We start from the raw sequence: 16,644 nt of genomic DNA on the forward strand, positions 1-16,644 counted from the left end.
GCGAACGCAGTTCGCGAACCCGGAATCCAGAGGTTCAGGACATCTCGAGATTCCGGGTTCGCGCTGCGCGCGCCCCGGAATGACGAACGAGAGGATTGTCGAATGGAGCGAGTTGCTACCGCGTCATCTTGATGACGCGGATCTTCGGGATTTCCGGCAGCGAGCCGGTCGAGGTCATGTCGGCGACGGGCGGCGTGGCGCGGGCGCTGGCCTCGGGGAAGCGCTGCTTCATTTCGCGCAGGAAGCCTTCCAGCGTGTCGACGCTCGCCGCCATCTTGGCGATCGCAGCGAACGCCGCCGTATCGCCCGCGGCCGGCGTGCTGGCGATATCGAACGCGGCGCGGTCGGCGGGATCGGTCATCAGCGGCGCGAATTTCTCACGGAAGCGGCCGAGGCCGAGCGCATCCTCGGCCAGCGCGTAGCCGACCACGGCGCGGATCACGTCGCTCTTCTCGGCCTGCGACAGCGGCGTGAAATCGCGCCAGCGGTCGCCGAGATACAGTTCGATCTGCTCGGAGGATTCGCGCCAGCGCCGCGACGCCCAGTAGATGTCGGAGCGCAGCCGGATCGCCTCGCGGCCGCCGATATGGGTGATGATGTCGAGTGCGAGATCGTGACGGCCGATATCGCTCTGCGCCCGCGCTTCGAGCAGCAGCCGCTGCTGACGCAGTTCGCCGGCGAGGTCGGCGATCCGCGACGAATGCAGCGCGGCGATGGCGCGGTCGGGCTTGCGGTTCATCAGATAGACCATCGCCAGCCTTGCCGCGACCTGGGCGCGCGCCGCGCCTTCGAGCCGCTTGTCGACCTGGTACTGCAACAGCTCACTGGCCTGATCCAAAAGATCGACCGCGACCAGGCGGTCGGCGAGCCTGCGGATCATCTCGTCGCCGCGGCGGCCGATCGGCGTCAGCTCGCGGAATTCGTAGAAGGTCGCCAGCGCCTCGATCGGCGGAAGGTCGTCGCCCTTGTTGCCGATGAAGAGCTGCGCGAACAGCGCGCGGCTGTCGTCCTGCGCCTGGCGCGCATATTCGGAGTTCGGCGCGAGCTGCGTCGCGGTCCGCGCCGCAGCCAGCGAATCGCGATAGCGCCCGGCATTGGCGTAGAGCTTCGACAGCAATTGCTGGGTGCGAACCTCGAGATCGTCGCCGCGCCACGTCATCGACAGTCGCTCGAGCTCCGGCAGCGCTTCCTCCGGCGTCATCTCGCCGCGCTTGCTGCGCAGCACGACGTCGCGGAACTTGGCTTCGCTGGCGGCCTGACGATCGGCCGACGCCATCGCTTCCTTGTACCTCCTGAGCGCTTCGGGATCGCGGCCGAGCGCCTCGTCGAGCCAGCCGCGCATCACCGCGAGCTGCGGCTTCATCTCCGGCGGAATCCCGACCAGATCGAAATCGCTGCTGATCTTGGCGGCACCGGCATAGTCGCGCACTTCCAGCGACGCGCGCATCGCGGTGGCGAGCACCTCGCGCTGCATGTCGAGCGGCAGCGCCGTGATGGCGAATTGCACGGATTTGAGCTTCTCGCGGGCCTCAGGCCATTTGCCCTGGCGCGCCAGCGCGACGCCCTTCCACAACTGCGCCTCGTAGGTCGAGGCGATCGCCGGATTGGCGACGTCCTTCAGCGTCTGCTCCGGCCGCGCCATCAGCGCGCTCGCCGCGGCGTGGCCGATCATCGTCGCGGCGTCTTCCTGCCCGGGTTTGACGCCCAGCAACGCCAGGTCGAGCGCGCCCTTGGCTTCGTGATACAGGCCGCGCGCCATGTAGAACCGCGCCAGATCGAGCCGGGTCGGCAAGCGGTCGTCGCCGGTCGCCGCCGACGCCGTCCGGATGCGAGCGTCGAGCGCATCGATAAAGCGCCCCTCCTGGTCTTTGGCCCATTGGGTGATGTCGAAGAACGGCCGCTCGGCCGGGGAGCCCGCCTGCCCGGCCGGTTCGGCCGACGACAGCGTCAGGCCGCCGGGCCGCGACAGCACCACCGCATCCGCCGCCGTCTCGACGGTGACGTCGTCGGACTTCAGTTCGATCACCACGCCGTGCAGCGTCTCCAGCAGATTGAACTCGACGAAGCTCTGACGCTTGATGAAACCGCGCGGCGGCGGCAGCGCGGTGATCACCGTGAGTGCGTCGCCGGCTTCCGGATCGGTCAGGCGATGCATCTGGCCGAGGCCGGCGAGCGCCACGGCGACGGTGGCGCGGGCGGGATCGGCGATGTTGCGCACCGCGGTCAACGGCCGCGCAGCGCCGCGGCCTGAATCGGCGAGCGTGATCGACCAGTTCTTTCCGGAGCCGTCGTCGTCGCTCAGCGTTGCGAGTTGCGGGCGATCGAGACCCAGCCGGATCGCCTGTCCGTTCGGCAGCGCCACGCGGCTGACGTCGCCGACGATGCCGCCGCCCTCGCGGCGGATCGCCGAAAGATCGAACGGGGCGGTGTTGTCGAGCACCAGCCAGATCATGTCGCCGCGCCGGAACAGCGCCGCCGGCGTCGGCGCCGCGAAGGCGAAAGCGAGCTGCAGGCCGTCGGTGTTGCGGCGCGCCTCGACGGGACGGGCCGCATTGGCTGCAGCGGGATTGATTGCAACGGCCGGCGGTTCGGGCGCGGGCGGCGGCTTCGGAGCCTCGGCGACCGCCGCCGCCGCGCCGGCTTTGACCGGTGGCCCGGCGGGAGTGGGCGTCTCGCTCACCACGGCAGCCGGCGCCGCAATCTTCGGCGCGACCGCGACCGGTAGGGCGACGGCCGGTGCGATCACAGCCGGCACCGGCGTTTCGTCGCGCCGCGCCGACGGGCCGGCGGGCGTCGGCGAGACCGCCATGGCTTTCGGCGGCGCCGGCGGCGGCACCGCCGCAACGACCGGCTTCGTATCGGGCTTCGCATCCGGCCTCGCCGCGGGCTTGGTCTCGGACGATTTGGCCTCGGATCGGGTCTCCGGCTTCGGATCGGGCTTGGGATTGTCCGCGCCGCGCGACGCTGCGGCCGCGGCCTCGCGTTCCAGCCTGGCGATTTCGGGCAGCATCAGCGCCGACGAATCCTTCTTCGCCGGCTCGGCATCCTGCGGCTGAAAACTGACATCGACGATGAAATTCTTGTCCTCGCGAAACGAGCGCACGTCGGCGCCGCCGATCAGTGCGAAGTCCACGCTGGAGCCGTCGCCGTCGATCTTCTGGCTGATCGACCCGACATTCGGCGCGCCCGCGAGCTGCGCATCGGCGAGATCGAAATTCAGCCCAGTATTGAACAGCACGGTGAGCTTCTTGTCGGTCAGCGTCGACGACACCTGCACGCCGGTCGGCACCTCGAACACGTAGCGCACGAAAGTCGGCTGCATCGACGCGCGGACCCGGCTCGGCGGCCGCTTTTTGACCTCGGCCCGCGCCTGCTGCGCGCGCAGCGCGCGCTCGGCGGCGCGGGCGCGCTCGGCCAGCGCCTTGACGACGTCCTGCGGCAGACCGGGCGGCGCGCCGGCCCAATTGTCGGGCAGGAAATCGATGTACAGACGCTCGCCCGCGGACATCGGATTGACGCTGAACTTGCGCAGCAGCGCCAGCCGGACCGCATAGCCGTCGGGATCGAGCCGCGCCGAGCCGATGTAGTTCGGCGCGGAATCCGCGAGCTTGTCGATCGGAATATCCACCGGCCGCTTGAACCGGATCACCACGATCAGGCCGGCCATCACGACGTCGGATTCGACGTCCTCGGCGAGCTTGAACAGCAACCGTCCGTAACCGCCGGTCGACTCGAAACTCACTTCGCCGCGCACCGCCTGGGCGGCCGCCGGCCGCGGCGACAGCACCGCGGCGAGAACGAGCCCTAACGCCAGGCAGACTCGTGCGAAGCGCCCGCAGAGCGCCTGCGACCAAACTGCAGCGGCAGCCATCCGCGCCATTCGTATCTTCCGGTCAACGACCCTGTTCTGCCGGGCGGGCCGCACCCGCCTTCTCGCATTGCTCGACGTTCGCCGCGCACCGACGCAGCGAAGGCATTCGCACCCCACTCCAGCATGGAAGCCGTTAACGCTGGCTTAACCATCCCGGTACGCGGCGGGCCGGGGTCCGCCCGGAAATCGACGCGCGGCCGTATGTGCCAGCAATTTTACAATCTCTGATTTAAATCGGTCGGCTAAGCACGTTTTATGTAGTATGACCCGCTCGGGACCGAAGCGCCAATTCCGCACGGTATCTGATTGCTACTTCGAACGTTGTCCCAGCGGCTTCATTCAGGATCGCTTGCGTCATGCTGTTGAAGGGACTGTACAAGGTCGAGTTCGAAACACCGCGCCGGAAAGCGGTGGGCGTGTTGTTCGCAGAGGACGGAAAGCTGCGCGGGGGTAGCTCGGCCTTCGCCTTCATCGGATCCTACGAACAGGACGGCGGCTCGATCCGCGGCGAGGTCATGAGTCGCCGCCATACCAGCGATCCCAATTTTCCTTCCGTGTTCGGCGTCGACGAAGTCCGCGTCGATTTCTACGGCTCGTCGATCGGCGATTTCGCGCAAGTCGAAGGCGTCGCCGCGGAAGCGCCGACGCTGGGCTTCAAGGCGGTGTTGACGCGGATCTGCGATTGACCGGCGCGCTGCCGGGACGAGCCGACCTACTGCCGGGCCGGAACGGGCCGGCCTTCGATCTTCGGCAGCGCCGCGGCCGAGGCGGTGGCCTTGCCGGTGGCGCGGCGCGCCAGTTCGACGGTCAGTTTCTCGGCGGCTTCCGGAGTCATCAGCCCCATAATATCGGACATCTTGCGTGGCGCGATCTGCGACGCGATCTCGATCAGCACCGGCATTTCCAGCCGGTCGAAGATCTTGGCGGCGTCCTTCGGCTTCATCGCCTCGTACATCGTGATGATGCCCTTGAAGCGCGCGGCGTCGGCCTCCGACTTCTGCTCGGTCGCCTTGCCGATCTGGCCCTCGGTCGCCTTCATTTCCTCGACGCGGGCCTCGATCCGCTTCTCCGCGGCCTTCAGCAGGCTCTCGCGGATTTCGACTTCGCGCGCCCGCGCATCGAGCTCCTGCCGCCGTGCCTGCAGCCGTTCCAGGAGCGCACGCTCCGAGGGAGAAATCCCCGGCGGCTGTTCGACCGGCTGATCGACGAGCTTGACCTCCTCCGGGGCGGACACCTCCGGCTTGGCCTCCTCTTTCTTCGGCGCCGGCACCGAGCCGGTGATATCGGACGCGAGTTCGGGATCCACTGGTTTGACGTTGCCGCCCGGGAAGTTGAAGTTGGACTGCGCCCATGACGGCTTGGTCGCGTTCGGATCGTAGTCGAACACGTAGCCGCCATCGAGCAACAGACCGGCAATCTTCAGCACGGCGAGGCCGGCGATGGCCACCAGCACCACCGGAAGGATGCGGATGTCCCGAAAGGCGTTCATGCAGCCAGGCCGCTGTGTCGTCGTCGCTCGGCGAAGGCTTCCGCCGCCGCCGCATTAGCGCGCGCCGCCGACATCACCGGCTCGTCGGTCTGCTCCGACGACGGCCGCGCCGCAGCGACGATCTTCGACAGCCGGCGCAGCACGTTGTCGCCCTCGGCGAGCTGCTTCTTGAGATGTTCGGACAGCGCCGTCGCCGACGCGATGTCGCGGCCGAGATGCTCGTTGACCTCGCGCACGGTGAGCTTGAGCCCGCCGATCGCGCGTTCGGCGATTTCGGTGACGGTGATCAGTTCGCCGATCGTCGCCTTCAACGATTGTTCGTCGGCCCTGAGCCGCAGCAGCCGCTTGTTGAGCAGCCAGCAATAGCCGATCGTCAGCATCAGCAGCACAGCGACCAGGCTTTCGATGACCAGTCCGAGAGTATGGCTCATTGTGCCTCCATCATTTTGCTCTGCTCATCGGTCCGCTCGAACATCGCGTAGGTCGTGACCGGCTTGCGCAATGGTTTGGTGACCCGGATGGCGACGCGATCGCCGACCCGGCCCATCCGGCCTTCCGTCAGTGTGACGCTGCCGCAGCGCACCGCGACCAGCGCGTCGGCGCGCAGATCCAGCGGCAGGGTGTCGCCGACCTGCAGCGCCATCAACTGCTTCAGCGGCACCTCCGCCTCGTACAACACGGCGTCGACCGAAATATCGGCCTGGCCGATCTCGGTGGCGAGATGGCCTTCCCAGACCTGATCACGGCCGAATTTCTCGCCCATGAACATCTGCATCAGCACGCCGCGGATCGGTTCGATCGTGGCGTAAGGCAGCAGCAGCTCGATGTTGCCGCCGCGGTCTTCCATGTCGATGTGCAGGCGGACCAGGATCGCCGCGTTGGCCGGACGGCTGATCGCGGCGAAGCGCGGATTGGTTTCGAGCCGGTCGATCGAGAACGCCACCGGCGACAACGGCCGGAACGCCTGCTCGGCGTCGGCGAGCACGACCTCCAGCAGCCGCTTCACCAGATTGGTTTCGATTGTGGTGTAGGGCCGGCCCTCGATCCGGATCGCGGCCTGACCGCGGCGGCCGCCGAGCAGCACGTCGATCATCGAATAGATCAGGCTGGAATCGACGGTGGCGAGCCCGAAATTCTGCCACTCCTCGGCCTTGAAAACGCACAGCACCGCCGGCAGCGGGATCGAATTCATGTAGTCGCTGAACCGCACCGAAGTGATGCGGTCGAGCGAGACCTCGACGTTGTCCGAGGTGAAATTGCGCAGGCTCGTCGTCATCAACCGCACCAGGCGGTCGAACACGATTTCGAGCATCGGCAGACGCTCGTAGGAGACCATCGCCGAGTCGATGATGGCGCGGATGCCGGAATTCTCGTCGAGATGCACCTCGCCGACGCTGAAGCCGAGGAGATTGTCGATCTCCTCCTGCGACAGCACGCGCTCGCCGCTGTTCTTGCCGGTGCCGGCGAGATCGCGGCCGCCGTCCTCGACCATGGCGGCCCATTGCTCCGCCATCGTCCCGGTGAGTTCGTTCTCCTCGGCCGCCTTCGCGGCGGCCTCGGGGTCTTCCGAGGCCATCGACGCTTCCCATTGGGCGGCGATGGCGTCCTGGTCGAGTTGTTCCTGGCCAGCCATGTCAGATCACTGCACCAGTACTTCCTTGAACAGCACCGCGGTCACCTGCGCAGGGGCGATCGCGACGTTGACGCGCCGGGTCAGTTCCTCCTTCATCCGGAACATCCCGACCGAACCGTTGAGGTCGCCGGAGCGCAGTTCGCGCAAATACGTCTGAAACAGGTCGGTGATCCGCGGCAGCGTCGGCTTGATCTGTTCGATCAGCTTTTCGTCCTTCACCTCGAGCACGATCTTGGCCTTGAGATACTGCACCCGCTCGCCCGGCGAACCGGCGAGATTGACCATGATCTCCGGCACCTCGAGGAAATTCGGCGGTTTCACTTTCTCGGCGGCCTCGGCGTGTTCTTTCTCGGCGTCGTGGCCCTTGGACATGAAGAACCACGCGCCGCCGCCACCGCCGATCAGCAGCAGCCCGGCCGCGGCCGCGATGATGATGAGCTTCTTCTTGCTCTTCGGCGCGGCGCCTTCGGCGCCCTCTGCGCCTTCATCCGGTTTTTCTGGGTCCGCCATGGGCGCAGTTCCGTGTTGCGAGAAGAGCCGCTGTGCCGCCAAGGCGAACCGTAAACGCGAGACTAAAGCCGCCAGCGCACCAGGCCCTGATGTGACGACGCTATGGCGCAATGGTTAACGGAACCTTTCCAGACGGCGCCAACTAGGAAGATTCTGCCGGGTGACATGGTCAACAAGTCCCTAATTGCCGGCCTCTCCCTCCCCTCCAAAACGACCAAGCGCTTGAAATCACTGACTATTTCAACTTGGCACGGCGCTCGCAAGTAAGATCGCGAGCCGCTGCTTGGGAGAGCGTCGGTTCGAGGCGATCCGCGGAAGGTCTGGGAGGACCGGGGGCGGATCCTGGAAGGGAGAACCACCGATGCAGAATACGCTTCTGGTCGGCTTGTCGCGGCAGGTCGTGCTCGAACGGCAGATGGATGTCGTCGCGAACAATCTGGCCAATATGAACACCAACGGCTTCAAGGCCGAACGCTCCATGTTTCAGGAATTCCTGAACACCGGCGCGCATGAGGACAATTTCCAGGGCCGGGACCGCCGCGTCAGCTTCGTGCAGGACCGCGCCGCGTATCACGATTTTTCCGCTGGCCCATTGAACGAGACCAAGAACCCGCTCGACGTCGCGATCGACGGTTCGGCGTTCCTTGTGGTGCAGACCCCGGCCGGCGAGCGCTTCACCCGCGACGGCAAGCTGTCGATCAATCCGCGCGGCCAGCTCGTCAACGCCTCCGGCTATCCGGTGCTCGGCACCTCGGGCCCGATCGTGTTCCAGCCGACCGACAAGGCGATCAACGTCGCGCAGGACGGCAACATCAGCGTGCTGGAAGGCACCGCCACCATCGACTCGCTGCGCGGCAAGCTGCGGCTGGTGTCGTTCGCCCGGCCGCAGAGCCTGGAGAAGCAGGGCGACAATCTGTTCGCCGCGACCTCCGACCCCGGCGCGCCCGACACCAAGGCGATCGTGCGCCAGGGCTACGTCGAGAAATCGAACGTGAACTCGGTGCTGGAAATGACGCGGATGATCGACGTCACCCGCTCCTATCAGAAAGTCTCGTCGTTACTGCAGCAGCAAGGCGACCTGCAGAAGGCCGCCATCGAGCGGCTTGCCGAAGTCCCGGCGTAAGGAGATCGACGATGCGCGCACTCTACACCGCAGCGACCGGCATGGCCGCCCAGGAACTCAACGTCCAGGTGATTTCCAACAACATCGCCAATATGCGGACGACGGGGTTCAAGAAGCAGACGGCACAATTCCAGGACCTGATCTACGACCACGTCCGGCGGGTCGGCGCGCAAGCGTCGGACCAGGGCACGATCCTGCCGGTCGGCGTCGACATCGGCGGCGGCGTCAAGACCGTCGGCACCCCGCGGCTGATGACGCAGGGCACGCTGTCGACCACCGGCAACGATCTCGACCTCGCCATTCGCGGCGAGGGCTTCTTCAAGATCCAGATGCCGGACGGCACCTTCAGCTACACCCGCGACGGCTCGTTCACCACCGACAACACCGGCCGCGTCGTCACGGCGAACGGCAACCCCTTGCAGCCGACCATCACCATCCCGAACGGCGCCACCAGCATTACGGTCGCGACCAACGGTCAGGTGTCGGTGACGGTGGCAGGGGCGACAGCGCCGACCGTGCTCGGCCAGATCGGCCTGACGCGCTTCATCAACAAGACCGGGCTGCAGCCGCAAGGCGACAATTTGTTCATCGAGACCCAGGCGTCCGGCCCGCCGCAGGACGGCATCGCCACCGCCGACGGTCTCGGCGACATGATGCAGAAAACGCTGGAGCAGGCCAACGTCGAAGTGGTGACGGAAATCTCCGACCTGATCTCCGCACAGCGCGCCTACGAGATGAACGCCAAAGTCGTCAGCGCCGCCGACCAGATGCTGCAAGCAACCTCCAACATGTTCCGCTGAGGGAGCTGACCAATGATCCGATCGCTCCTCATCACCGCTCTGCTCGCCGCGCCGTTCGCCGCGACCGCAGCCGAGAAAACGCCGCCGGCCGCCGTGCCGGCCCTCGACCAACGGACCGACGACGTGCTGCTCTCGCCGGTGCTGCGCGCGCATGTCGAGGTAGCCGACGAACTGGTGCGGATCGGCGACGTCATCGACAATGCCGGCGTCGCGGCGAAGATCGCGATCTATCGCGCGCCCGACCTCGGCACCACCGGCGCGCTGCCGACCGCATCCGTGCTCGCCGCCTTGCGTGCGCATCAGGTGATCGGCGTCGACACCCGCGACATCCGTGAAGTCACCGTCGCCCGCCTCGCCCGCAGCGTGCCGGCGAAGGAGATCGAGCAGCAAGTGATCGAGACGCTGCAGCGCCGCCACGGCTTCGGCGAGGCCGAAGATCTGGCGTTGACCTGGGACCGGGAGATCGAATCCCAGACGCTGCCGGCCAGCTACACCGGCCCGCTGCAACTCGTCTCCGAACGGTTCGACCGGCGCAGCGGGCGGTTCGACATCAGTTTCGAAATCGCGGGTTCCGACAGCGCGCCGGTGCGGCTGCGCCTGACCGGCGCCGCGGTCGAGACCGTTTCGGCCACGGTGCTGACCCGCTCGATCGAACGCAATGAGGTCATCAAAGCCTCCGACGTCGCCATCGAACGCCGCCCCAAGGCCGAGGCCAAGTCCGACGCCATCGCGCGCGATGTTGCGATCGGCATGCAGGCGCGGCGCACCTTGCGCAGCGGCCAGTTGGTACGCGCCACCGACCTCGCCAAGCCCGATCTGGTCACGCGCGATCAGGGCGTCACGCTGATCTATCAGGCCGCCGGCATCTACCTGACGTCGCGCGGCAAGGCGCTCGAAACCGGCACCGAGGGCGACGTCGTCAACGTGCTCAATCTCCACTCGAAGCGCACCGTGGCCGCGACCGTGATCGGACGCGGACAGGTGATGGTGACCGTCGCCGTGCCGCGCATCCTCGCCAGCGCCAATCCCGCTACAGCGCCGGGCGTTCCCGCCGCCGCGCCTGCCCCCGCCGCCGCCAGGACCGAGTGAGTTTCATGTTCAAGCCAGTACCGACCAACCGCATCGTTCTGATCGCCGCGCTGATTGCGACGGGAGGTCTCGCCGGCGGCTGCTCCTCGATCGACCGCCTCGCCGCGATCGGCGAACGGCCGGCGCTGAGCGCAATCGAGAATCCGACGACGCAGCCCGGCTACAAGCCGGTGCAGATGCCGATGCCGAAGCCGGAAGTCGCGTCGTACAACGCCAACTCGCTGTGGCGGAACGGCTCGCGCGCGTTCTTCCGCGATCAGCGCGCCGCCAAGGTCGGCGACATCATGACGGTGACGGTGAACTTCACCGACAAGGCCAACATCGCCAATCAGACCCAGCGCAGCCGCTCCAGTTCGGAAAATTCCGGCATCACCGATTTCGCCGGCAGCAAGCTGTTGACCGGCGACGCCGCCGAGGTGCTTCCAGGCCGCCTGCTCACCACCGATGCCACCTCGACCACCGACGGCAAGGGCTCGGTGCAGCGCCAGGAAGCCTTGAAGACCAGCGTCGCCGCGGTGGTGACGCAGGTGCTGCCGAACGGCAATCTGGTGGTCGAGGGCAAGCAGGAAATTCGCGTCAATTTCGAAGTCCGCGAACTGATCGTCGCCGGCATCGTCCGGCCGGAAGACATCCAGAGCGACAACACCATCGACAGCAGCAAGATCGCGCAGGCCCGCATCGCCTATGGCGGCCGCGGCCAGATCACCGACGTGCAGCAGCCGCGCTACGGCCAGCAGGTGATGGACGTGCTGCTGCCGTTCTGAGTTTCAGTTTTCGAGCTCCCACACCCGGCCGCGAACCTAGGCGCGGTCAGGTGTACCAGCGCGGCCTCCTCCGGCTCTCCCCCGGACGGAGGCCGCGGCCTTTTCGGCGGCCGCCGGGCACCACGAGCCGCACCGGCGGGTCGCGGCGCGGCAATGTGATCCGATGCATGGACCGCATCGCATGGCGCCGGTTGTATCGCGCGCCGGCGACGTTAAGTTCCGCGGCAACCCGCCTGCTCCCGCATCCGCCGGGCCGGCCTATTGGAGAATCGAGATGATCCGAACCAGCGCCGCCCTGCTTGCGGCCGCCGCCGCCGTCGTCACACTTGCGGCGGCGCCAGCCTCGGCCCGCGACTTCGCGTATTGCCTGCAGGGCGGCGAATGGGGCTATCCCGGCAACTGCCAGTTCGACAGCTACCAGCAGTGCATGACCACGGCATCCGGGACCCGGGCCGGTTGCGACATCAACCCGGTCTTCGCGTTCCGGGCGCAGCAGCAGGACGTCCAGCCGCAGCCGCGCCTGCGGCATCGCCGCCACTGAGCCGGAGCGCCTGAAAAGCCGACAAAAAAATAGCGCCGCTCCCGATCAGGAGCGGCGCCGAAATTCATCGGACAGCCGCGCGAACGCCGACTGCGCCTCGGCGCGAACTACTCGTCGCGATAGACCTTCTCGCGCTTCTCGTGGCGCTCTTGCGCTTCGACCGACAGCGTCGCGATCGGGCGGGCTTCGAGCCGCTTCAGCGAAATCGGCTCGCCGGTTTCTTCGCAGTAACCGTAGGTGTTGTCGTCGATGCGCTGCAGTGCAGCGTCGATCTTGGAGATCAGCTTGCGCTGCCGATCGCGCGCACGCAGTTCGATGGCGCGGTCGGTTTCCGACGAGGCGCGATCGGCCAGGTCGGGATGATTGACGTTCTCTTCCTGGAGGGTCTGGAGCGTGAGCTTTGCTTCGCGCAAAATCTCGTCCTTCCAGGCCAGTAGCTTGGCGCGAAAATACTCGCGCTGCCGTTCATTCATGAACGGCTCTTTCTCGGAGGGTCGATAGCTTTTCAACTTATCCAAGGGGCAATCCATGATCTTGTTGGGCGGCAATAGCCCCGCCTGCGCGGCAGCTTATATAGCGCGCGCAGATGACAGACAATATCGTCCGCCGTCGCGTCCGCTGCTGCACATCGTTTGAGCGGCGGAAGCTGCCGCACCCTTGGTCGGTCGCGCGTCGGTCAGTATTGTCCGGCCTTGGCCAGTTCGACCTCGACGCGCAGCTCGATTTCCGACAATACCGCGTCGAGACCCGGATCGCCCGAAGAGGCCTTCAGTTCCGCGGCCGCGGCGCGCAGCCGCGTCACCGTGGCGGTGTCGAACGAGCCGGCCAGCAGGCTGATCTTGAGGTCGTCGAGCACGTCGAGTGCGGTCCGGCCACGCGCCACGGAGCGCTTGCGCCTTTCGGTGGCGTCCTCGACCCCCTGCATCGCCATCAGCGCATCGAGCCCGGTGGGCGCCAGCGGCGCGCTGGCCGTTCGTGTCGCCTGCCCGGGCTGTGCGGTGCTGGTCGGCAGCGAAAAGGTGCTGGAACCGGTCCGCCGGGCGTTGCCGGAGGGGGCCGAAGGGGTGGTGCCGTTTGGGCCGTAGATTCGCATGGTCTCTCTCGCCGGACAGGTCCTGGCTGGGTGCCGCGCGGGGAACAGCTTACACCCAAGCCGGCAACCGCGCTGAGGCCCCTGCAACCCAGCGTCGTCGTTTATGGTTAACAGCAGGTAAACGGTCGGCAAATTTTGCCGCTGGCGCTCGGTTTTGCCGCGCCCCCGGTTCCCACGGAGCGGGGCCATACCTGGTAAGTTATATCAATATCAAATACTTAGATCGCATTCCCTAACTGGCATGGCGCTCGCAAGGGAAGCTGGCGTGACTGCGCTGCGTGCCGCCGCGTCAGCCGCCGAGGAGACTACAATGCCGAGCGTTTCCGCCGTGATCCTGAAGCTGGCCGCAGCCGCCCTGTCTGCGCTGCTGCTGTCGGGCGTGGCCGCCAACGCCACCTCGCGGATCAAGGACCTCGCCAATATCGAGGGCGTGCGGCAGAATCAGTTGATCGGCTACGGCCTCGTGGTCGGCCTCAACGGCACCGGCGACACCCTCAACAACATCCCCTTCACCAAGCAGTCGCTGCAGGCGATGCTGGAGCGGATGGGCGTCAACATCCGCGGCGCCACGATCCGCACCGGCAACGTCGCTGCCGTGATGGTGACCGGCAATCTGCCGGCTTTCGCCACCCAGGGCACCCGGATGGACGTCACCGTCTCGGCGCTCGGCGACGCCAAGAACCTGCAGGGCGGCACCCTGCTGGTGACGCCGCTGCTCGGCGCCGACGGCAACGTCTATGCGGTGGCGCAGGGATCGCTCGCGATCGGCGGCTTCCAGGCCGAGGGCGAAGCCGCCAAGATCACCCGCGGCGTGCCGACCGTCGGCCGAATCGCCAATGGCGCCATCGTCGAGCGCGAGATCGAATTCGCGCTGAATCGCCTGCCGAGCGTCCGGCTGGCGCTGCGCAACGCCGATTTCACCACCGCCAAGCGGATCGCGGCGGCGGTCAACGATTTCCTCGGCACCAAGAGCGCCGAACCGATCGACCCTTCGACCGTCCAGCTCTCGATTCCGGCCGAGTTCAAGGGCAACGCCGTCGCCTTCGTCACCGAGATCGAGCAGTTGCAGGTGGAACCGGACCAGGCCGCCAAGATCATCATCGACGAGCGCAGCGGCATCATCGTGATGGGCCGCGACGTCCGTGTCGCCACCGTCGCGGTCGCACAGGGCAATCTCACCGTATCGATTTCCGAAAGCCCGCAGGTCAGCCAGCCCAATCCGCTGGCGAACGGCCGCACCGTGGTCACGCCGAATTCGCGGATCGGCGTCACCGAGGACGGCAAGAAGCTGGCGCTGGTCAAGGACGGCGTGTCGCTGCAGCAGCTCGTCGATGGTCTCAACGGCCTGGGCATCGGCCCGCGCGACCTGATCGGCATCCTGCAGGCGATCAAGGCCGCCGGCGCGATCGAAGCCGATATCGAGGTGATGTGATGTCGATCGTCCCCACCACCTACGCCAAGACCGCCCTCAGGCACGACGGCCGGCCCGACATCGACCTGAACGCCGCTCTGGCCAAGGTCTCGCCCAAGGCGCAGGCCAAGGCGCGCGACTCCGCCGAGCAGTTCGAGGCGATGTTCCTGAATTCGATGTTCTCGCAGATGACGAGCGGCCTGAAGGGCGACGGCCCGTTCGGCGACACTGTCGGAACCGGGGTGTGGCGATCGATGTTGACCGAGCAATATTCGCAGACCGTCGCCAAGGCCGGCGGCGTCGGCATCGCCAACGACGTGTTCAGGACTCTCATTCTTCAGCAGGCCAGCGCGACCTGATCGCAAAGGACGATGCCATGACGCAGATGCAACGCCAGCAGGCCCCCGCCCCCGCCCCGGTGCAGCCGGTCGCTTCGCCGGCCGACGCGCGCAAGCTCGCCAACGGACTGACGGAGGTCATGAACGCGCTTCTGGCGGTGATCGAACGCGAGACCGAACTGGTCCGCGCCGGCAAGATTCCCGATGCGCTGCGGCTCGAGGGCCAGAAGAACGAGCTCACGAAAAGCTACATCACCGCGATCACGCAGGTGAAGGCGAGCCAGCCTTATATGGCCAAGGCGACGCCCGACCTGCTCGGCACGCTGCATCGCCACCACGAGGTGTTCCGCGCGATGCTGCAGGTCAACCTCACCGTGCTCGCCACGGCCCACGCGGTGTCCGAGGGCATCGTGCGCGGCGTCAACGCCGAGATCCAGCGCCGCAACATTCCGCAGACCTACACGGCCTCCGGCAAGCGCGCAGCACCCGGCCCGCGCAACCTGACGCCGATCGCCGTCAGCCGCTCGCTGTAGGTCTCTCCGGACACCACCGTTTGCCCCCGTTTTCCACACCGCCCGGCCGCGACGCCGGCGGCGTTTTCGCGCGCGGCATTTGAATCAAATCTAAGGGGAGTTTGCAGGAGGAGCTTCAGGGGTTCCGTGCACCATATTTGGTGGGGGGGTGGATTGACCTTGATGGAGCCAGGAGGCTGCCATGAGTTTCGACTTCACCATAAAGCCCGTCGGGCAACTGGTGATAACACCCGTCGTCAGGCCGGAGCCTGAGGCGGTGCAAACCGCGGTCGCGACGCAGCTACCTGCGCCCAAGAGCGTGACCGCCCTCGACAGCGGCGCCGGCAGCAATGCCGTGGCCAGCAGTGCCGCCAAGGTCGGCGCGGACACCATTTCGCGTCAGGTGATCTTCGATCAGGCGTCGGCCGCGATGGTCTACGTTCTGGTCGACGAGAGCACGGCCGAGGTGGTCAACCAGTATCCCGAATCGTGGCAGCTCAGGGCTCGCGCCTACTTCCGCGAACAGGATCAGTCGAAGCTCCAGCACCGAACCGGCCCGATCCCGACGGACCGCACCGTCTGAGCGCGGACGGCTATCGGCTGCAACACCCGGCCTGCCGACGCAGGTGCGGGCGATGACGCTTGTCCGCTTCGACGTCATGATCGGCATGACCGCTGTCGGACACCACCGCCGTCAGGCGCGGCCGCTGAGACCGGCGGCGATGTTGCGGTTGATTTCGATGAGTGCGTTGAGCGCCTCGACCTGCGGCGCCATCTGCAATGCGGTCGACTGGCTGAGCACGAACACGCCGATGTTGGCGATGTTCTGCCGGATCTCGAGAGTCTGAGGATTGTCGTCGCGCATCGCGTCGCTGACGAAGATCGACCACAGCTTGCGATTGAACATCAGCGCTTCGTTGAGGCCGATGGCGCCGCGCTCGGACCAGTTCGTCACCACGTCCTGGAGCTGCCTGGCCGCCTTCAGCAATGCTTGCGCTTCGATTTCCCTCGGAGAAGCCGTTCTTTGCGCGGTGCGGGCGTAGGCCTGAGCAGCACTCGACATCGTTACCTCTGTAACAGTTCTTCTTCGCGCTTGATCAGCGGTCGGATTTCCCTCAACGCCTTATAAAGTTGGCCACTTAAAATTAGATTACTCGTGGCCTCGATCGTCTCTCGAAAGCTCGGTACGGCCTCGAGCAATTCCTTGATGAAGCCGAGATACAGATCCTGATAGGCGGGAATGTCGTTCTGCAGATACATCATCTGCACGCAGAGATAGACGCGCTTCACCGGGGTGTTCGCGGTCTCCGCGGTGAGAATGTCCTTCTCGCGCAGGATCGGCGCGTCGCCGTCGATCAGAAACGTGGTGCGCGAATCCGAGTTGGTGATCACGCTCTGGCCGATCACGATCCGCTCGAACGGCTTCAATTCGACTCGCAATGGCATCGTGTTTTCCTTTGATTGCGGTCA

Annotated in this window: 19 protein-coding genes; 10 read left to right on the top strand and 9 right to left on the bottom strand. The window is 66.2% G+C overall.

The features are described 5' to 3' along the window. Positions 1-115: 115 nt before the first annotated feature. The gene (locus SR870_RS11405; RefSeq protein WP_416221150.1) at positions 116-3,880 is read right to left on the bottom strand and encodes a tetratricopeptide repeat protein; all 3,765 of its coding nucleotides are present in this window, start codon (positions 3,878-3,880) and stop codon (positions 116-118) included. Positions 3,881-4,227: 347 nt separating this feature from the next. On the opposite strand from SR870_RS11405, the gene SR870_RS11410 reads away from it, so the two are divergent. Beyond that, positions 4,228-4,557, top strand: a complete 330-nt coding sequence (locus SR870_RS11410) for a GrlR family regulatory protein (RefSeq protein ID WP_322518070.1) — start codon at positions 4,228-4,230, stop codon at positions 4,555-4,557. Between the two features lie 26 nt (positions 4,558-4,583). On the opposite strand, the gene SR870_RS11415 is transcribed toward SR870_RS11410, so the two are convergent. The 4 genes from SR870_RS11415 to fliL are packed head-to-tail and all read right to left on the bottom strand — an operon-like array spanning position 4,584 to position 7,503. Further along, positions 4,584-5,360, bottom strand: coding sequence for a flagellar protein FlbB (locus tag SR870_RS11415; RefSeq protein WP_322518071.1), 777 nt, complete (start codon positions 5,358-5,360; stop codon positions 4,584-4,586). Next, positions 5,357-5,791, bottom strand: a complete 435-nt coding sequence (locus SR870_RS11420) for a DUF6468 domain-containing protein (RefSeq protein WP_322518072.1) — start codon at positions 5,789-5,791, stop codon at positions 5,357-5,359. The genes SR870_RS11415 and SR870_RS11420 overlap by 4 nt, the downstream gene beginning before the upstream one ends. After that, the gene (gene fliM, locus SR870_RS11425; RefSeq protein WP_322518073.1) at positions 5,788-6,993 is read right to left on the bottom strand and encodes a flagellar motor switch protein FliM; all 1,206 of its coding nucleotides are present in this window, start codon (positions 6,991-6,993) and stop codon (positions 5,788-5,790) included. Before fliM ends, SR870_RS11420 begins: the two co-directional genes overlap by 4 nt. A 6-nt stretch (positions 6,994-6,999) precedes the next feature. Next, the gene (gene fliL, locus SR870_RS11430; protein ID WP_322518074.1) at positions 7,000-7,503 is read right to left on the bottom strand and encodes a flagellar basal body-associated protein FliL; all 504 of its coding nucleotides are present in this window, start codon (positions 7,501-7,503) and stop codon (positions 7,000-7,002) included. Between the two features lie 361 nt (positions 7,504-7,864). On the opposite strand from fliL, the gene flgF reads away from it, so the two are divergent. The 5 genes from flgF to SR870_RS11455 all read left to right on the top strand — a co-directional run bounded on the left by flgF (position 7,865) and on the right by SR870_RS11455 (position 11,820). Further along, the gene (gene flgF / locus SR870_RS11435) at positions 7,865-8,626 is read left to right on the top strand and encodes a flagellar basal-body rod protein FlgF (protein ID WP_322518075.1); all 762 of its coding nucleotides are present in this window, start codon (positions 7,865-7,867) and stop codon (positions 8,624-8,626) included. A gap of 11 nt (positions 8,627-8,637) precedes the next feature. Next, positions 8,638-9,426 (top strand): flagellar basal-body rod protein FlgG, encoded by a 789-nt coding sequence (flgG, locus tag SR870_RS11440; protein ID WP_322518076.1) that lies wholly within the window; start codon positions 8,638-8,640, stop codon positions 9,424-9,426. A gap of 12 nt (positions 9,427-9,438) precedes the next feature. Next, the gene (gene flgA / locus SR870_RS11445) at positions 9,439-10,515 is read left to right on the top strand and encodes a flagellar basal body P-ring formation chaperone FlgA (RefSeq protein ID WP_322518077.1); all 1,077 of its coding nucleotides are present in this window, start codon (positions 9,439-9,441) and stop codon (positions 10,513-10,515) included. A 5-nt stretch (positions 10,516-10,520) separates the two neighbouring features. Next, positions 10,521-11,279, top strand: coding sequence for a flagellar basal body L-ring protein FlgH (flgH, locus tag SR870_RS11450; RefSeq protein ID WP_322518078.1), 759 nt, complete (start codon positions 10,521-10,523; stop codon positions 11,277-11,279). Positions 11,280-11,553: 274 nt separating this feature from the next. Further along, positions 11,554-11,820, top strand: coding sequence for a DUF3551 domain-containing protein (locus tag SR870_RS11455; RefSeq protein WP_322518079.1), 267 nt, complete (start codon positions 11,554-11,556; stop codon positions 11,818-11,820). A gap of 107 nt (positions 11,821-11,927) precedes the next feature. On the opposite strand, the gene dksA is transcribed toward SR870_RS11455, so the two are convergent. Together dksA and SR870_RS11465 are read right to left on the bottom strand one after the other, a co-directional pair. Then, positions 11,928-12,293 carry an RNA polymerase-binding protein DksA gene (dksA, locus tag SR870_RS11460; protein WP_198135187.1) on the bottom strand — a complete coding sequence of 122 codons (366 nt, stop codon included), beginning with the start codon at positions 12,291-12,293 and terminating at the stop codon, positions 11,928-11,930. Between the two features lie 203 nt (positions 12,294-12,496). Then, positions 12,497-12,913, bottom strand: a complete 417-nt coding sequence (locus tag SR870_RS11465; protein ID WP_322518080.1) for a flagellar assembly protein FliX — start codon at positions 12,911-12,913, stop codon at positions 12,497-12,499. A gap of 310 nt (positions 12,914-13,223) precedes the next feature. On the opposite strand from SR870_RS11465, the gene SR870_RS11470 reads away from it, so the two are divergent. The 4 genes from SR870_RS11470 to SR870_RS11485 all read left to right on the top strand — a co-directional run bounded on the left by SR870_RS11470 (position 13,224) and on the right by SR870_RS11485 (position 15,757). Next, on the top strand, positions 13,224-14,345 hold the full coding sequence (locus SR870_RS11470) for a flagellar basal body P-ring protein FlgI (RefSeq protein ID WP_322518081.1): 1,122 nt from the start codon (positions 13,224-13,226) through the stop codon (positions 14,343-14,345). After that, positions 14,345-14,683 carry a flagellar assembly peptidoglycan hydrolase FlgJ gene (flgJ, locus tag SR870_RS11475; RefSeq protein WP_322518082.1) on the top strand — a complete coding sequence of 113 codons (339 nt, stop codon included), beginning with the start codon at positions 14,345-14,347 and terminating at the stop codon, positions 14,681-14,683. The genes SR870_RS11470 and flgJ overlap by 1 nt, the downstream gene beginning before the upstream one ends. A gap of 17 nt (positions 14,684-14,700) precedes the next feature. Further along, entirely contained in the window at positions 14,701-15,195 is a 495-nt protein-coding gene (locus SR870_RS11480; RefSeq protein ID WP_322518083.1) for a hypothetical protein, read from the top strand. Positions 15,196-15,376: 181 nt separating this feature from the next. After that, positions 15,377-15,757: a hypothetical protein gene (locus SR870_RS11485; RefSeq protein ID WP_322518084.1), complete on the top strand. Its 381-nt coding sequence runs from the start codon at positions 15,377-15,379 to the stop codon at positions 15,755-15,757. A gap of 111 nt (positions 15,758-15,868) precedes the next feature. Here the strand turns inward: SR870_RS11485 and flaF are convergent, their stop codons facing one another. Continuing rightward, on the bottom strand, positions 15,869-16,237 hold the full coding sequence (flaF, locus tag SR870_RS11490) for a flagellar biosynthesis regulator FlaF (protein WP_322518085.1): 369 nt from the start codon (positions 16,235-16,237) through the stop codon (positions 15,869-15,871). 2 nt (positions 16,238-16,239) lie between these two features. Next, entirely contained in the window at positions 16,240-16,620 is a 381-nt protein-coding gene (gene flbT / locus SR870_RS11495; RefSeq protein WP_322518086.1) for a flagellar biosynthesis repressor FlbT, read from the bottom strand. Between the last annotated feature and the right edge of the window lie 24 nt (positions 16,621-16,644).

It is taken from the genome of Rhodopseudomonas palustris (assembly GCF_034479375.1).
In the GTDB taxonomy this organism is placed as follows: domain Bacteria; phylum Pseudomonadota; class Alphaproteobacteria; order Rhizobiales; family Xanthobacteraceae; genus Rhodopseudomonas; species Rhodopseudomonas palustris_M.

Coding starts and splice junctions, on each gene's coding strand:
- SR870_RS11405 (WP_416221150.1), bottom strand. CDS start 3,880: ATGGCGCGGATGGCTGCCGCTGCAGTTTGGTCGCAGGCGCTCTGCGGG.
- SR870_RS11410 (WP_322518070.1), top strand. CDS start 4,228: ATGCTGTTGAAGGGACTGTACAAGGTCGAGTTCGAAACACCGCGCCGG.
- SR870_RS11415 (WP_322518071.1), bottom strand. CDS start 5,360: ATGAACGCCTTTCGGGACATCCGCATCCTTCCGGTGGTGCTGGTGGCC.
- SR870_RS11420 (WP_322518072.1), bottom strand. CDS start 5,791: ATGAGCCATACTCTCGGACTGGTCATCGAAAGCCTGGTCGCTGTGCTG.
- fliM (WP_322518073.1), bottom strand. CDS start 6,993: ATGGCTGGCCAGGAACAACTCGACCAGGACGCCATCGCCGCCCAATGG.
- fliL (WP_322518074.1), bottom strand. CDS start 7,503: ATGGCGGACCCAGAAAAACCGGATGAAGGCGCAGAGGGCGCCGAAGGC.
- flgF (WP_322518075.1), top strand. CDS start 7,865: ATGCAGAATACGCTTCTGGTCGGCTTGTCGCGGCAGGTCGTGCTCGAA.
- flgG (WP_322518076.1), top strand. CDS start 8,638: ATGCGCGCACTCTACACCGCAGCGACCGGCATGGCCGCCCAGGAACTC.
- flgA (WP_322518077.1), top strand. CDS start 9,439: ATGATCCGATCGCTCCTCATCACCGCTCTGCTCGCCGCGCCGTTCGCC.
- flgH (WP_322518078.1), top strand. CDS start 10,521: ATGTTCAAGCCAGTACCGACCAACCGCATCGTTCTGATCGCCGCGCTG.
- SR870_RS11455 (WP_322518079.1), top strand. CDS start 11,554: ATGATCCGAACCAGCGCCGCCCTGCTTGCGGCCGCCGCCGCCGTCGTC.
- dksA (WP_198135187.1), bottom strand. CDS start 12,293: ATGAATGAACGGCAGCGCGAGTATTTTCGCGCCAAGCTACTGGCCTGG.
- SR870_RS11465 (WP_322518080.1), bottom strand. CDS start 12,913: ATGCGAATCTACGGCCCAAACGGCACCACCCCTTCGGCCCCCTCCGGC.
- SR870_RS11470 (WP_322518081.1), top strand. CDS start 13,224: ATGCCGAGCGTTTCCGCCGTGATCCTGAAGCTGGCCGCAGCCGCCCTG.
- flgJ (WP_322518082.1), top strand. CDS start 14,345: ATGTCGATCGTCCCCACCACCTACGCCAAGACCGCCCTCAGGCACGAC.
- SR870_RS11480 (WP_322518083.1), top strand. CDS start 14,701: ATGACGCAGATGCAACGCCAGCAGGCCCCCGCCCCCGCCCCGGTGCAG.
- SR870_RS11485 (WP_322518084.1), top strand. CDS start 15,377: ATGAGTTTCGACTTCACCATAAAGCCCGTCGGGCAACTGGTGATAACA.
- flaF (WP_322518085.1), bottom strand. CDS start 16,237: ATGTCGAGTGCTGCTCAGGCCTACGCCCGCACCGCGCAAAGAACGGCT.
- flbT (WP_322518086.1), bottom strand. CDS start 16,620: ATGCCATTGCGAGTCGAATTGAAGCCGTTCGAGCGGATCGTGATCGGC.